11 protein-coding genes are annotated in these 16864 nt (G+C 51.5%); 5 read left to right on the top strand and 6 right to left on the bottom strand.

Annotated elements, in window-relative coordinates; translation table 11 throughout:
- Positions 1-137: 137 nt before the first annotated feature.
- Complete coding sequence (gene map, locus ACH50O_RS06010) at positions 138-902, top strand: type I methionyl aminopeptidase (RefSeq protein ID WP_446811118.1); 765 nt, start codon at positions 138-140, stop codon at positions 900-902.
- Positions 899-3544: a [protein-PII] uridylyltransferase gene (glnD, locus tag ACH50O_RS06005; RefSeq protein ID WP_446811117.1), complete on the top strand. Its 2646-nt coding sequence runs from the start codon at positions 899-901 to the stop codon at positions 3542-3544. Before map ends, glnD begins: the two co-directional genes overlap by 4 nt.
- Before the next feature lie 14 nt (positions 3545-3558).
- On the opposite strand, the gene ACH50O_RS06000 is transcribed toward glnD, so the two are convergent.
- Positions 3559-4779 carry an FAD-dependent monooxygenase gene (locus tag ACH50O_RS06000; RefSeq protein WP_446811116.1) on the bottom strand — a complete coding sequence of 407 codons (1221 nt, stop codon included), beginning with the start codon at positions 4777-4779 and terminating at the stop codon, positions 3559-3561.
- A gap of 252 nt (positions 4780-5031) precedes the next feature.
- Between ACH50O_RS06000 and ACH50O_RS05995 the strand changes: the two genes are divergently transcribed.
- Together ACH50O_RS05995 and ACH50O_RS05990 are read left to right on the top strand one after the other, a co-directional pair.
- Positions 5032-10566, top strand: a complete 5535-nt coding sequence (locus ACH50O_RS05995; protein ID WP_446811115.1) for a glutamate synthase-related protein — start codon at positions 5032-5034, stop codon at positions 10564-10566.
- 100 nt (positions 10567-10666) lie between these two features.
- Positions 10667-12406: a sulfite reductase subunit alpha gene (locus ACH50O_RS05990; protein WP_446811114.1), complete on the top strand. Its 1740-nt coding sequence runs from the start codon at positions 10667-10669 to the stop codon at positions 12404-12406.
- Between the two features lie 74 nt (positions 12407-12480).
- On the opposite strand, the gene ACH50O_RS05985 is transcribed toward ACH50O_RS05990, so the two are convergent.
- From ACH50O_RS05985 to ACH50O_RS05965, 5 genes are all read right to left on the bottom strand, one after another.
- Entirely contained in the window at positions 12481-12909 is a 429-nt protein-coding gene (locus tag ACH50O_RS05985; protein WP_446811113.1) for an Hsp20/alpha crystallin family protein, read from the bottom strand.
- Between the two features lie 122 nt (positions 12910-13031).
- The gene (locus tag ACH50O_RS05980; RefSeq protein ID WP_446811112.1) at positions 13032-13532 is read right to left on the bottom strand and encodes a TPM domain-containing protein; all 501 of its coding nucleotides are present in this window, start codon (positions 13530-13532) and stop codon (positions 13032-13034) included.
- Between the two features lie 3 nt (positions 13533-13535).
- A complete protein-coding gene (locus ACH50O_RS05975; protein WP_446811111.1) occupies positions 13536-14384 on the bottom strand; it encodes a TPM domain-containing protein in 849 nt (282 codons plus the stop codon).
- A gap of 1 nt (position 14385) precedes the next feature.
- Positions 14386-14976, bottom strand: coding sequence for a LemA family protein (locus tag ACH50O_RS05970; RefSeq protein ID WP_446811110.1), 591 nt, complete (start codon positions 14974-14976; stop codon positions 14386-14388).
- Positions 14977-15064: 88 nt separating this feature from the next.
- The gene (locus ACH50O_RS05965) at positions 15065-15667 is read right to left on the bottom strand and encodes a DUF938 domain-containing protein (RefSeq protein ID WP_446811109.1); all 603 of its coding nucleotides are present in this window, start codon (positions 15665-15667) and stop codon (positions 15065-15067) included.
- Positions 15668-15717: 50 nt separating this feature from the next.
- Here ACH50O_RS05965 and ACH50O_RS05960 point away from each other — a divergent pair, with 50 nt between their 5' ends.
- The gene (locus tag ACH50O_RS05960) at positions 15718-16854 is read left to right on the top strand and encodes a GNAT family N-acetyltransferase (RefSeq protein WP_446811108.1); all 1137 of its coding nucleotides are present in this window, start codon (positions 15718-15720) and stop codon (positions 16852-16854) included.
- The last annotated feature ends 10 nt before the right edge of the window (positions 16855-16864 follow it).

The raw sequence follows: 16864 nt of genomic DNA, 5'->3' as shown, positions 1-16864 counted from the left end.
TTATACCATGATTAGAATTTCACAACAACTTCAAGTCTGATAGACTCCTGCTGAAAGGCTGCTTGAACGCGCGCACCAATTCAACGCAAAAAAACAGACTTCCACCCGCTCGAACCCCAACTATTAGCCACTCTCTGATGACAATTACTATTAAAACCGCTGAAGAAATCGAGAAGATGCGCGTTGCCGGAAAATTGGCCGCCGAAGTATTGGAAATGATTGCCCCGCACGTTACTGCAGGCATCACGACCGAAAACCTTGATCAAATTTGCCACGATTATATTGTCGATGTACAGCATGCCATCCCGGCTCCGTTAAATTATCGTGGATTCCCCAAATCAATCTGCACATCGATCAATCATCAGATTTGCCACGGCATCCCAAGCGATAAAAAGCTAAAGAACGGGGATATCGTCAATATCGATATCACAGTCATCAAAGACGGTTATCACGGCGATACCAGCCAAATGTTTTGCATCGGCGAAGTCAGTCCGCACGCCAAGCGTCTGGTCGAAATCACGCGGCAATGTTTGTTCTTGGGCATCGAAGAAGTTAAGCCCGGCGCGCGATTCGGCGATATCGGCTACGCCATCCAGAAACATGCGGAAGCTAACCGCTACTCAATCGTCAGAGAGTTCTGTGGTCACGGTATCGGCAAAAAATTTCATGAAGAGCCGCATGTCATGCATTTCGGCAAACGCGGCGACGGTGCAATGCTTGAGCCCGGCATGATCTTTACCATTGAACCAATGTTAAATCTGGGCAAACGCCACATGAAAATCCTGCCGGACGGTTGGACGGCCGTCACCAAGGATCGCAGTCTGTCCGCGCAATGGGAACACACCATTTTAGTGACCGACACCGGCTACGAGATATTGACCCTGAGACAGGATGAAAAGTGAGTCACCGGCTATTCACTGAAAGCGATTTTCTAGGCTGTTTCGAAACAGACAATCCGGTTGCCGCATTCAAAAACGCGATAATCGAGGAAAACTGCCATCTTAAAATGCGTTTCAATCCAGATCAGGCCACGGTCGGACTACTGACGGAGAAAGCGCATTTTATTGATAATTTGCTGAGTGCAGGCTGGATACATTTTCTTGAGAGCGCCGCCATCCAACACAGCTTGATAGCAACCGGCGGCTACGGCAGAAGCGAGCTATTCCCGCATTCCGACATCGATATTTTAATATTGCTCAGCACGGCAAATTCTATCGATTACCAACAGCAGTTATCCGGTTTCTGTAATTTTCTGTGGGACATCGGCCTTAAACCCGGCCTAAGCACTCGCAGCATCCCGGATTGCATGCTGTCAGCCCGAGACGACCAGACCGTGTTCACCAGCTTACTGGAAATGCGCCTGATTACCGGCAACACCGAACTGTTCAGCGAATTAAAACAGCAAGTCAATTCTGATGATCTTTGGCCTTCCGAACAGTTTTTTCCGGCCAAAATGGCCGAACAGCAAAAGCGTTACGGCAAGTTTCACGACACGGCTTACAACCTGGAGCCCAATATCAAGGAAGGTCCGGGCGGACTCAGAGACTTGCAAGTAATTAGCTGGGTATTCAAGCGCCACTATAATGCATCGTCTCTCAGAGAACTGATCAAATACGGTTTTCTGCCAAAATCGGAATACGACAACCTGATTACCGCCCGCGACATTCTCTGGCGCCTGCGCTTTGCGTTGCATGATCTCACCAACCGCTGCGAAGATCGCCTGATATTCGATTATCAGCGTGAATTAGCCAGTCAATTCGGCTATGTAGATCGTAACGACCAGCCCGATGTCGAGCAATTCATGCAGTTTTATTTCAAAACAGTCGTAGATATCGAACGCCTGAACGAAATGCTGCTGCAATTGCTTAATGAAAGACTGATCAGCAATAAGGAAAGCTTGACACCCATCCCGATTACCGCAAATTTCTCTTCGATAGACGGTTATTTGGAAGTCAGCAACAAGGACGTATTTCAAAAACAACCGTTGGCTTTGCTGGAAATATTTTTAATCCTGCAACAATCGCCCTCTTTGAAAGGAATTCGCGCCAGCACCATCCGTCTGATTCGTAAGAATCTGTCGTTGATTGATGCCGAATTTCGCACCAACAAACAGGCCAATCGACTGTTTATCGATATTTTACGCCAGCCGCGCGGCATCACTAGCCAGCTTAAACGCATGAATCGCTACGGCATATTGGCCGCTTATTTGCCCGATTTTGCGAATATAGTCGCCAGGATGCAGTACGACTTATTTCATATATATACTGTCGATGAACACACCCTGTTTGTAATCCGCAATTTACGACGCTTCTCACTGGCTAAGCACAATAAGGAATTGCCTTTTTGCAATAATATTTTCCTGCTAATTTCCAAGCCGGACATTTTGTATATCGCCGCACTATTCCACGATATAGCGAAAGGCCGCGGCGGAGACCATTCGACGCTAGGCGAAACCATTGCCTATAACTTTTGCCAACAACACGATCTGCCCAACCACGACACCAAAATCATTACCTGGCTGGTACGACATCATTTGCTAATGTCGATGACCGCACAACGCAAGGACATCAGCGATCCGGACATCATCCATACGTTTGCGCTACAAGTCGGCAGTATCGAACGTTTGAATTATCTGTACCTATTGACGGTAGCGGATATCCGCGCAACAAATCCAAGTTTGTGGAATGCCTGGAAAGACGTGTTACTCAAGGATCTGTACATATCGACTCATCAAGCCCTGCATCGCGGCTTGCAAAACCCGGTGGTTCGTTCAGAACGCATACAGGAAAATAAAAAGGAAGCGGGCGACGAATTGCTGAAATTGGGCGTATCCAATACGGCAATCAAACAATCCTGGCAACATCTCAGCGATGACTATTTTCTACGCTATTCGGCAGACGAGATCGCTTGGCATACCATAGCCATCGCGGCTTGCCAGGAAAGCGAATTGCCGCTGGTGTTGTTGCGTCCACAAACCCAACGCGGCAGTGCGGAAATTTTTGTTTACACTCGTAACGAAGCGCAGATTTTTTCGATTTGTACCGCAACACTCGATCAGTTGGGACTGACCATTCTCGACGCGCGAATCATCACCACGGCCGATCAATACGTGTTGAACAGCTTTCAAGTATTGGAGCAATCCGGAGAGGCGATCAACGATCTTTACCGAGAGGTACACATTTGCACATCCCTAAGGCACGGGTTGATTGCTAAAAAGGTTAAAGCCTCGAAAAACATCCACAAGCAGTCCCGACAGGCTCGGCATTTTCCGATAGAAACCAGCATCACCTTCCTTGATGACCCGTCGCATAAACATACCATAGTGGAACTGGTCACCACCGACCGTGCCGGGCTGCTATCGACCATAGGCCGCGCCTTCACCGAATTAAACATCCAGTTACACGACGCCAAAATCACCACCATCGGCAGCCGCGCCGAAGATATGTTCTATATCACCGACCAAAAATCACTGCCGATTAACGATGAAAACCAAAAGGCCCAATTACACGCGACGATGCTTAGATATTTGAATCTAAAGAGCTAACCGTCAGAGCGGTGTTATCTCGCAGCCAGACGTTCGCCGCGCGCTAATTTAGGCAGCCGTCCCTCCAAGCCCATGGCTGCCTTCATCGCTTTATTGCGCGCCGGCGTAATTCGCTGGGCCAAACCTAAGCCCAAATTTCTTAGCAATTTCAGCGGCAAAATGTCGTTGCTGAACGAACGGTAAAACACATCCATCAAGGTCATCATTTTAAGATTCTCGTTACGCCGCATCGCTTCATAACGCTGTAAAACCGTTAAATCGGCGATGTCCTTGCCCCGCTTACGCGCATCCACCAATATTTCCGCGAGCGCTGCCGCGTCTAGCAGGCCGATATTGACACCTTGACCGGCCAAGGGATTGATCATGTGTGCCGCATCCCCCACCAAGGCAACCCCGTGCTTAACATAACGTTGAGCATGCTGACGCTTGAGCGGAAAACTTGCGACTCCCAAAATTTGTTTCACCTCGCCCAGACAATCAGGAAAAGCGGCTACCAGCTCGGCTTGCAATTGTTCGAAAGGCAAGGCTTGCAAACGCCTCACTTCATCCGGAGACTGATACCAAACGATGGAACCGTAATTACCTGTTAACGGCAAAAATGCTTGCGGACCGCTGGAAACAAAACGCTGCCATGTAATGTCCTGCTGCGGATATGCGGTTTCTATATAGATCACCAAGGCATGCTGATTGTAATCCCAGCTGGTGACCCCTAAGCCAACCGCCTGCCTAACCCGCGACTGACCACCGTCCGCCGCAACGAGCACTTTAGCCTGCAACACCCGGCCGTTAATCAACAGCACTTCAGAGCTATGCCCGTCATAGTTGATTTTAGCGATGGTTTCCGGCATCAACAGCTCCACATTATCGAAGCTCGGCAATGTATCCAGCAAAGCCAACTGCGTCACCCGGTTTTCGACGATATAACCCAATTCAGCATACCGAATATCTTCGCTATTGAAGGTAGTATCTCCTGCGGTTTCCCAAACCCGCATACGCTTAAACGGGCAGCAACGCCGGGACGTAACGCCACTCCAGGCGCCAACCGCTTCCAAAATGTTTTTTGAGGCGATGCTCAACGCGGAAACCCTTAGATCATGGGGCTGTTCGGTGGAAAATGGCTCAGGCAATTGCGCTTCTATCACCGCAACTTTTAACTCACTGCCACCCAGACAGCTTGCCACCGTGGCACCAACCATGCCGCCACCGACTATCACCACATCAAATTCTTCTTTCATATTTCTTCACAAAGATTTAAAACTAAAGGCCGGACGAGAGAACAGCGCCGCCATTGGCTTTACGGAATGACAGAGACAGCGCCACATGGTATGATTACAAAGTTTCGCCAACTGAAATTCCGAAGTTATTTAGGGGTTCTCGCCGCATGGGACGACTCTAACACGCAGCAGGCAGAAAAACCATAAACGGCACTATCGGTAAGGAAAATACCGGGTAGCGCATTTAATCAGTAAGAGAGGATCTGGATAGCAATGATTAAAAACGCCCAGAAAATTAACGCAGTACACATGCTTTACGACGCCGATTTATCCCAGGACAGCTGCGGTGTTGGTTTTATCACCCGCAAGGACAGCAAACAAACCCACGACCTGTTGGTAAAGTCGCATGAAGCCTTGTGTACCATCCCGCATCGCGGCGGCATGAGCGCCGAAGGGATAGGCGACGGCGCGGGCGTTAATATCGATTTGTCTCTGAAGTTTTTCCGCAAGGTCACCGGGAACGCGGATCTGGAACTGGGGCAATTCGGCGTTGCCAACTTCTTCTTCCCGGAAGATCACGCCCATTACGATTCGGAGGCGCAAAAACTGGTCGAAGAACAATTTCTGGAGTTCGATCTGCCGATTATTAAATGGCGGGAAGTGCCGGTTGACAGTTCTGTATTAAATGCGGCGGCGTTGAGAGCACAATTACCGATCAAACAGGTGATTTTTGGTCGTCCAAAAGCCCTGAAAGATGCCAGCCACGACGCTTTTGAAAGACATATTCAGTCTGCGCTGTTAACGATAGAAGCCAATGGCTTTACCCGCCCGGAACTGAAAGGCTTTTATCCGTTGTCGATGAGCTCCCGCACGCAAGTATACAAAGGCCGCCTGAACTCGTTCGAAGTCATCCCTTACTTTGTCGACTTGTACGACGCCGACCACGATATCAGCACGCTATTTTTCCATACCCGTTTTTCCACCAACACCGCACCGGCGACGATGATGGCCCAGCCGTTCCGGTATATGGCACATAACGGCGAGTTAAACACCGACAAGAAAAACCGTCTCAGCGAAAACGCCATTGCCCGGCAAAACAACAAACACGTAGTATTTCCCTGCGGCCAATCTGATTCCGGCCGCCTGGATCAAACCCTGACCCGCCGGATCAACGAAGATCAGCTGGATATCGTCACCGCGATTTTAGCGATGATGCCGCCTGCCTGGGAAAACGATACCACCCTGTCGGAAGACGTACGCGCCATGCTGGAGTATTTCAGCCTATACGAAGAGAAAAACGACGGCCCTGCCGCGTTAATCTTCAATGACGGTATTCGCGTCGGCGCCCGTTTGGACCGCTTGGGCTTACGGCCATTACGCTCGGTGGAAACCGCTGAGTATTTAGCAGTGATGTCCGAAGCCGGCCAGATCGATTTTCCACCGGAAAAAGTGCTGAGACGCGGCCGCATTGAAGCCGGCGGCATGCTGTATTTCGACCATAACACCGGTGAGTCGTACAACAGCCACCAAGTGATGGAGCGTTTGGCCAAGGAAAGAGACTATAAAGCGCTGCTGAAACAAAGCTGCATTCATCTTAGCGAATTACCCAAAGTGGAGCTTGCGGAACTCAGCAACGAGCATGAACTGAATATCGATCAGCGGCATACTGCCTATTCGTTGAACCAGGAAAGCTTTAAATTTTTGCTGGACCCTATCCTGCAGACCGGCTTGGAAAAAGTCTCGGCGATGGGTTACGGCCTGACCCCGAATGCCTTGAGTGCCGCTGAAGGCGGCATGTCACGTTATTTCAGTCAACGCTTTGCGCAGGTTACCAATCCGCCGTTAGACTCCCTGCGCGAAAGCGACGGCATGACCTTGCGCGTAGCGCTGGGCGCCAAACCGACGTTTGCACCGCAGAACAGTAAACAATTGATGATCGGATCGCCAATTCTGCAACGCACCCAGTTGGAACAGATTCGCAGACAAAGTCAGGTAAAAACCGCGACCATCTCAGCGCTATACACTCCGAACTTTGAAAACGCCGCACAAAACGAACTGGCTTTGGAACAAGCCTTGCTGTCTGTCTGCTCGCAAGTTGAACAAGCCGCGCGCAGCAATACCGGCATCATCATTTTGAGCGACGCCAATATCAGCAAAGCCCAAGCTGCTATCCCGGCGCTGCTGACTATTGCCGCAACCAACCAACATCTGGTTAAACATGGCTTGCGCTTTAACAGTTCCCTGATCATGGAAACCGGCCAGGCTGCCAGCCCGCACGACGTCGCCACCATTCTGGGTTTCGGCGCCTCCGCGATCTGCCCGCTCAGCGTGCATAACCGCGTGATCACCGAATACGCAGATCCGGCCGCACAGCAAAAAGCGCTGTACAGTTTTCAAAAAGGCGTCGAAAAATCGCTGATGAAAACCATGGGTAAATTCGGCCTGTGTACAGCGGAAAGCTATATCGGTGGCGAGTTTTTCGAATCCAACTACCTGGATACCGACGAACCGAAACTAAAACCGTATTTCCCGAACATCAATGCCTCGGTGGGCGGGGTGCGCTACAGCGACATCGCCGCCAGCGCAACCGAATGGCACCATAAGGCTTTATCCGTAACCAGCGAAAGCGACATTCCATTTCTTGGATTATTTAAAGAGCGGAATGAAGGCGCCGGTCACACCTTCGGCAATACGGCGGTGCGCGAATACATCAACATGACCGATGAAGCGATTCTCTACATACCGACCTCCACGGACGGAGGAAGTGCGGCAAATGGTCTGGAACCATTGCCGCCTCAGCAGCAAGCTGCCGAGGCCAGCGATACCGCTTATCTGGATTTCGGCTACGAGAAACGCACACCGGCACAAATTGACGCTTTCGGCATCACCCCGGCTTATCGCAGTTTTACCCACAATCTGGCTCAAGAACGCGCCAACCGGCCTGCCGCACTGCGCGATGTAATGGAGTTTCCGGCCGATGTCAGCAACGCTAACAGCAAAACCGATTTTGATCGTTTATTATGCAGCCAGGATTTGTACGGTAACAATAACTACCTGATCCGCGGCCTGCATGTCGAGAAAACCAATGGTGTGGTTTTCAATATTCGGTTTACCGAGAATTCAAGTAAAGCGCGTCTGGAACAACTAGCCGAACATCTGAGAGCTCGGTTTGCCGGTAACGATTTCGGCTTGACGGTCGAAGCCGACAGCTTGAATCTACGGACGAACGACAGCGACAGCCTGATATACAGCTATCTGAGTAACGTACGTCCTGCCCGCTCACGGATAGCGCTCGACAAAGTTCAGCCCGCCCACGAAATTACCCCGACCTTTGCTTCAGGTGCGATGAGTCATGGTGCATTGCTGGCAGAAGCTCACGAAGCCGTAGCGCAAGGCACTAACATTGCCGGAGGCATGAGTAACTCCGGCGAAGGCGGCGAACACTCCAGCCGTTTCGGCACGATCCGTTCCAGCAAAATCAAACAGTTCGCGTCCGGCCGCTTCGGCGTCTGGGCCGGCTATTTGGCCGATCCGAATCTGGAAGAAATCGAAATTAAAATCGGCCAAGGCGCGAAGCCCGGCGAAGGCGGCCAATTACCGGCACCCAAAGTGTCTGTTGAAATCGCCGCGTTGCGTGGCGGCACACCAAAAGTAGAATTGGTCAGTCCGCCGCCGCATCACGATACTTATTCCATCGAAGACTTGGGGCAATTGATTCATGACGCCAAGGCCGCCCGCGTGCGGGTGGTAGTCAAGCTAGTCTCGTCCGAAGGCATAGGCACCATCGCGGTTGGCGTTGCCAAAGCCGGTGCCGATGTGATCAACGTCGCCGGCAACACCGGTGGTACCGGTGCAGCAGCGGTCACCAGTCTGAAAAACACCGGCCGTTCGCCAGAAATCGGCATCGCTGAAGTGCATCAAGCGCTGGCGGCTAACGGTTTACGCGATAAAGTCATTTTACGTTGTAGCGCGGCTCATCAGAACGGTGCCGACGTGGTTAAATCTGCAATTTTGGGTGGCGACTCGTTCGAATTCGGCACGACCGCGTTGATGATGCTGCGCTGCGTGATGGCGAAAAACTGCAACATCCGCTGCCCGGCCGGCCTGACCACTGCCCACGAAGAATTTAAAGGCGACCCACGCGTATTGGCGCAGTTCTTTATGAACCTGGCCCACGAAGTGCGGGAAATTCTGGCTGACCTGGGTTACACCAGCTTGCAGGAAATTCGCGGTAAAACCGAGTTGCTGCATCTGATCGACCACCCCAGCATGGTTGGCCAAATTCACCTGCAAAAACTACTGGCGGAAGTACCGGTCATTAAAATCGAGAAACCGATTTATCTGGAAAAAGATTTCGCGATCGACGATTTGATCTTCGCCCGCGTCAAATCAGCCTTGTTCGAAGAAGGCCAAAAACAGGTGGTCGTCGAAGGCAACGAGTTCAAACTGAACAACCGTAACAAATCGGTCGGCGGACAAACCGCAGTCGATCTGGAGCGCTTGCTTGCTTATGAATTAAGTGAGGAACAAGTCGCTGCGTCGCACATCATCTATACCAACCAGCATGGCCGCCGTTATTTGGCCGACGATTCCATTATCGTCCGCACCCATGGCTCCGCCGGTCAAAGTTATGCCGCGTTCAATAACGACGGCATGCGTATGGAACATACCGGCACCTGCAACGACGGCGTCGGCAAAACCGCTTGCGGCGGCACCATAGTCATCAAATCACCCGGTGGCGGCTCCAAGTTGCCAGGCGAGAACGTGTTGATCGGTAACTTTGCTCTATTCGGTGCGTCCGGCGGCAAAACCTTTATCAATGGCGAAGCCGGCGACCGTTTTGCGGTACGTAACTCCGGCGCGATGGCGGTTGTAGAAGGCGTCGGCGACTTTGCCTGCGAATACATGATTAACGGCGCTGTATTGAATCTGGGCGGTTTTGGTAAAGGCTTCTGCACCGGTATGTCCGGCGGCAATGCCTACCAATACGACCCTGATAATCGCTTACACGATTTGTATGACGACACCTCGGTATCCATACACAGTTTGGCCGATGACAACGACGTAGCAAGCAGCCATGAGCAATTCATTTTGTACATGCTTGAGCAACATGTTGAACATACCGATTCGGAAAAAGCCAAGGCTATTCTCGCTAATTGGCCCAACGAGCGCCAGCACTTCAAATTTGCCTTGCCGCTCTGGCTGAACCGCACACAAACCGCGGAATACCTGAGCAAAGCCTTGGATCGCAAAGCCATGATTGAAGAGCTGTCCGTGGCATTTGCGCAAAAACAAATCGAGCAAATCAAGCAGGCTTACAAAAACAACACACCATTGTTCGACGGTGCTATCCCCGGCTACGGTGAAACCGACACCGATCTGACATTGAAACTGATCAACAGCTATGCGGTGATCGATAAAGCGCAACAAATAGCCCGCGATCAATTGAATAAAGCCGGCCAACCGGCTACCGAAGCCTTAGTCGATAAACATGCCTACAAATTAGTCATGGAACGGCCGCGCAAACTGCAAGACGCGCTGATTAAAAATATCCGCGAAGCTTACAGCCAATACGATGACGGCCAACTGGCGGCGTTGATGGCGGAAAAACGCCTAAACGACTACAAAACCACGCTGATGCTGCGCGACGTGCAAAGCATTTACTCGATAGGCTCCACGGCTTGGATCATCGAACAAGATAGATTCAATCGTGTGGCTTTGGCCGGCCTGCCGTCCATCGATAAAAATCTGGCGAGCTTGGAAAGCCTGTCTATCGTTAAAGACATGCTGGAAAGCGCGTCCGCCTAAGCCAATGGAGGGTGCATGCCACGCACCCTCCTCGCCGCAATTGGCAAGAACCAAATACAGTGACTGGACAGCCTGACACCTGTCCACAGATGGTAATGAAATGAAAGCACCTTTTATCCCTCAAAACGCTCCTTACAGTGACACCCAACGCGCCTGGCTAGGCGGATTTTTCGCCGGCATGCACAGCCACATGCTGCATAGCGCCGGTAGTGTCAATCAAGCCGACGCCCGCACCTTGCATATCCTCTATGGTACCCAGACCGGTAACTCCGAGTCGCTGGCCAACGACGCAGCCAACGCGGCTAAAAAGCATGGTTTGCAACCTGTGGTTAAAAGCATGGATGAAGTTGAGATCGGCCAATTGCCGCAAATGCAGTACTTACTCATCATTACCAGCACATACGGCGAAGGCGCGATGCCGGATAACGCCGAAATGCTCTGGGAAGCAGCCAATAGCGATGCGGCCCCGCGCCTGGACAACGTCAACTATTCGGTATTGGCCTTGGGCGACACCAGCTACGACCTGTTCTGCCAAGCCGGCATAGACTGGGATAACAAATTGGCGGCTTTGGGCGCGAAACGTCTGTTCGACCGTGTCGATTGCGACGTGGACTTCGAAGCGCCGGCGGAAAAATGGTTGAGCGAAGTAATTCCGTTGATGGCGGAAGGCGCCAGCACTGTTGCGGTAGTCGATACCGAAACTCCAACCGCCAAATCGGCCTACAACCGTAAAAACCCCTTCCCGGCTAAATTGCGCGTCAACCGCATCGTCACCGCCCTGGATTCGTCAAAAGAAACCCGGCATTACGAAATTTCGATTACTGGCTCAGGTCTCAGTTACGAAGCCGGCGATGCCTTGTGCGTGATCCCGACCAACTGCCCGGACCTGGTTGCGCAAATCGTTAAAGCCATCGGCTGCACCGGCGAGGAAGACGAGCCGGTCAATGGCGAACTGATGAAGCTATCGGATGCGTTGCGTACGCATTTCGAGATCAAATTACCCGGCAAAGAACTGATTGAAGAAATCGCCAGCCGTTCCGGCGATCAGGAGCTGAATGCCTTACTGCTATCCGGCGACAAGGAAAAACTGTCCGATTATTTGTGGGGCCGCGACATACTCGATCTGTTGTTGCAATTCCCCGGCGTGGAATTTTCCGCAGCCGAATTTCTGCGGCTATTAAAACCGCTACAACATCGCGCGTACTCCATTTCGTCCAGCGGTAAGAAGCACCCGGATAGCGTGCATCTGACAGTTGCCAGCGTGCGTTACGACGCGCACGGTCGCCAACACAAAGGCGTCTGCTCCACCTATCTGGCCGACTTGGTTAATGAAGAAAGCGACGTGCGGATATTTTTTACCCCCAATAACAACTTCCGCGTGCCGGCAGATGACAATCTGCCGATGATCATGGTAGGCCCCGGCACCGGTATCGCACCGTTTCGCGCTTTTCTGCAAGAACGCGAATTCCGTAAAGCCCCGGGCAAAAATTGGCTGTTTTTCGGCGACCGCAACGCTTCCACCGATTTCATCTATCGCGAAGAAATCGAAGCCATGCAAGCTAACGGCCTGCTAACCAAGCTGGATTTGGCTTTCTCGCGCGATCAGGCCGAAAAAATCTACGTGCAAGACCGTATGAAAGAAAACGGCGCCGAACTCTATGCTTGGCTGGAACAAGGCGGCTACTTCTTCGTCTGCGGCGACGCTTACCGAATGGCGAAAGACGTCGATCAAGCCCTGCATGAAGTGATCCGCGAACACGGCAAGAAAACCCTGATAGAGGCGGTCGAGTACATCAACCAACTGAAAAAAGATAAGCGCTACGTTAGGGACGTTTATTGATCTTAAATGCTCACGGGTACACGCTATTGGTGTACCCGTGAAAACGTCTAGAAATACGCGACGCTAAACAGCGTTTAATCGATAGTCATCCGTTGCCCGCTCTTTTTCAGCTTCTTCGCCAAATTTAACGTTAATACACCGTTCTCGTAGCGGGCCTTGCTGGCTTCTTCATCGATATCGGCGGATAGCTGAAAGCTGCGCGATACTTCCCCGAAATAGCGTTCGCTACGCAGCAATTTATCGTCTTTGTTTTCCGAATCCAGCTGGCTAATTTGCGCGCGGATGCTCACCACGTTGCCATCGATATCCACATGGATATTTTCTTTACCGGCACCCGGAATTTCGGCTTGGACGATAAATTCGCCGGGGTTTTCTTTCACATCAACCTTAATCTGCGCCGGCAAACCTTCGCCATGCAGCGGCTTGATGTAATAACCAGGATTAACATCGCGAAACAGTTCGTCAAACAGACCGCGACTAACAAATGGGCTTAAGTTACTCATGTCGATTCTCCTCTTTGTTGCATGTAAAAACCTCATTGGTCCTATAACAATATGGTGTCTTACCGCAAAAATTCAAGAGAACAAAACTTTAAAATTCAGCGCTATCGGATGAAAAATTTAAGTCAGAGGATAATCGGCGCGTTCAATATTTCGTTTGGATTCTCTACTCCCGACACAGGAAAATACTGCTGCAGTTGAACGGTTATTTGTTGAATTCCATCAATCACGCCTGGTTCAAATCGCCCCGCCCTAAATTGCAGTTCCATGTTTTGGCAAATTCGAGCCCAAACCGCTTCGCCGACCCGAGCATGTATACCGCGATCGGCGACGATTTCCACATCGCGGTCAGCCAGCAACAGATATATCAACACGCCGGTGTTGTGTTCAGTATCCCAAACCCGGCATTGCGAAAAAACTTCGAGCGCGCGCTGTCTGGGCGTAACGCCGTGCAGTAACTCGCCGACCTCCAATGCGCTTTCCACGACAAAACGTATTTCACCTAAATGTGATGTTTCGCTACTTCCAATCGCGGCTTCAATAGCTTGCAAGCTAAGCTTCGGGAACGCCAAGCGCACAAGCCAGGGGCCGCTGAAAATATGCTTCAGGCATCTAAACACTTGCATGGTCTACCATCTCCCCGACGCACCGCCGCCGCCAAACCCACCGCCGCCACCGGAAAACCCACCGCCACCGAATCCACCTCCACCAAAGCCGCCGCCACTACCGCCACGAAAACCGCGACCATTGCTTTGAGTCATAAGAAAGGCCACGAACGCCAGCAGCAATGCGAACAGCAATCCACCGCCCAATAACCACACCAGGGCACCCACCAGACCGCCATTAATCAACCCGCCGAGAAATCTGCCCAGCACCGCGCGCAAAATGCCGCCGCCAGCAATCGCCAGCAAAAATAGAAAGGGAAAGTATTGATTTAACCGGCCATCCAAAGCACGTGGAGCGGCAGGTGCCGGCAAAGGTTCGCCTTGAATCAAGCCGATCAGGCTATCTACCCCGGCATTAATGCCTCCCACATAGTCGCCCTGCCGAAAATACGGAATCATGATGTCGTCAATAATACGCTTGGCCAGCACGTCCGGCACTACGCCTTCCAAACCGTAACCCACCTCGATGCGCGTGGCGCGGTCATCCTTGGCCAGCAACATCAGTATGCCATCATCAACACCCTTGCGGCCCAGGTGCCATTGTTCGACCACGCGAATGGAATATTGGGCAATGTCTTCCGGCTGAGTGCTGGCTACGATTAATACCGCGATCTGAGTGCCTTTTTGTTGCTCAAAAGCCTGTAAGCGCTGTTCCAGCGCCGCTTGTTGCTGAACGGTTAAAGTTGCTGTCAGGTCGGTCACTCGACGCTCAAGATTGGGCACCGCTTGTTCGGCAATAACAGCCTTCGCAAACAGGCAAGCGACCAGCAAAACGGCGACTAGCAACCGTGGAAACCCGGCAGCCTCCCCCATTTTATTTACCAAAATCGACCACCGGCGCCGTGGATATGGCTTTTTCGTTTTCCACCGTAAACGATGGCTTGGTCTTATACCCAAACAGCATCGCGGTCAGATTGCTGGGAAAGGAACGCACGGTGATGTTGTATTCCTTGATCGCTGCGATGTAACGATTGCGCGCCACGGTGATACGGTTCTCGGTACCTTCGAGTTGCGCTTGCAGATCGCGAAAATTGGCATCGGCCTTCAGTTGCGGGTAATTCTCCGACACCACCATCAAGCGCGACAGGGCGGAGCTCAATTCGCCCTGTGCCGCCTGAAACTTGGCAAAGGCCTGTTCGTCGTTCACCAATTCCGGCGTGGCTTGAATACTGCCCACTTTAGCGCGGGAAGCCGTCACCGCTTCCAATACTTCCTTCTCATGACCGGCGTAGCCTTTTACCGTGTTCACCAGGTTCGGCACCAAATCCGCGCGGCGTTGATATTGATTCAGCACTTCCGCCCAACCGGCATTAATTTGTTCGTCTTGCGTTTGAAAGGTGTTGTAACCGCAGCCGGGCAGCATCAAGGTCACGATTAAAAGAAAAACCGTTACTATTTTTTGCATCGTCCACTCCGTGAATAGGGAAATGTAGTTAATGACAGGAGCATAACACGTAGCTGCTTACGCAACGTAAAGCGTCAGACAAAGGTCCTTATGCACTCTTCCGCAAAACCAATAGCCGGTTATTGGCGGGCATGGCGTTGTCTACCTGTAACTCCAGACCACTGTTTGCGGCCAAACTCATGATCTCCTCAAAATCCTTGATCCCGCTCACAGCATTCCGTTCTTTCAGCCACAGGTCGAAACGCGCATTGCTTTCGCTGGTATACGCGCCGGCGTAATTGAATGGACCGTAGATACACATCGTCGCCTCGGCACTCAAATAAACCGCCAGTCGCTCGAATAACAGCTTTACTTCGTCGCTACTCATGATATGCAGGGTATTCGCGGTAAACACTGCATCGATTCGTTCGCAAGGCCATAGCGTATCCGCTACATCCAAGCTTAGCGGCGGCAGTAGATTAGCCAGTTGCGCCTCGTCCCGCCATAAATGGATCCCCGCCAGATTCTCCGGCCTATCGGTAGGCTGCCATGACAAATGCGGAAGATTCTCGGCAAAATGGCAGGCATGCTGGCCAGTACCGCTGCCGATTTCCCAAACCGTGGTCGGTTGGTTAAAGACCATTTTGATGATCTGTAAAATCGGCTCCTTGTTGTTCTCGCAAGCCTGGGAAAATGGCTTCTGTATCGTCATGAGCGATGGTTTGATGGTATTTTGATGCTTTAACTCTACTGTGATTAAAAATGGAAGTAAAACAAATCCACAGCATGGCGCATATCGATGCCGCCGATTGGAATCGGCTGTGCGGACCCGACTATCCTTTTTTACGATATGAGTTTTTATCCGCCCTGGAACAAAGCGCAGCGGTTAGCCCGCCGACCGGCTGGGAAGCCGTGCATTTACTGGTCATGGACAATCAAAAATTGCTGGCGGCATTGCCGCTGTATTTAAAAACCCATTCCTGGGGCGAATACGTGTTCGATCAGCAATGGGCCCAAGCTTACCAACAGCATGGACTGGCCTATTACCCGAAATTAGTCAGCGCCATCCCGTTTACCCCCTGCCAGGGACAGCGACTGCTATTCGCACCAGAAACCGATCAAGCGGCGGTCAGCACCTTATTATTCAGCTTTATCCAACAACTTGCCGAGCGAACTAACATTTCCTCCTGGCATTGTTTATTTCCCGAGCATTCCCAGCTTGAGCTGCTGCAACCATTAGGTTTAAGCATCCGCGAGGGTGTGCAGTTTCAGTGGTTTAATCGTAACTACCCGACATTTTCGGATTTTTTACAAACGCTAAGCGCCGACAAACGCAAGATGATCAAGCGCGAACGACGCCGAGTGGATGAACAAGGTATTGAAATGCACCGTATTCCCGGGACTGATGTTACCGATGCCCAATGGCAGGTTTTTTTCCGGTTTTACGCACTGACCTATCTAAAACGCAGTTCTGAACCTTACTTGAATCTAGCGTTTTTTAAGCAAATCGCGCGCACCATGCCCGAGCAGTTGTTGCTGGTTCTGGCGGTTAAAGACGATGCGTACGTCGGCGCAGCCTTGAGCTTTATCGGTGCGGATACTCTATATGGCCGATATTGGGGATGCCAAGCAGAATACAACGCACTACATTTCGAAGCCTGTTATTACCAGGGCTTAGACTATTGCATAGAACACGGCTTGGCCCGTTTCGATTCCGGCGCGCAAGGCGAGCATAAAATCTCCCGTGGCTTCGAGCCGGTGACTACCTATTCCGCACATTGGCTAAAGGATGCCGGCTTTGCCAAGGCCGTTGCGCAATTCGTAGACCGGGAAAAACAGGCGATTCAGCATTACAAGCGAGATGCGGCGAACTATCTGCCGTTTAAGCGCATTCAGTAGCAGTAGAACT

This window comes from Methylomonas sp. 2BW1-5-20 (assembly GCF_052474515.1).
Note: the sequence above shows the minus strand (reverse complement) of the source record. Positions and strands in the feature narration are given on the sequence as shown.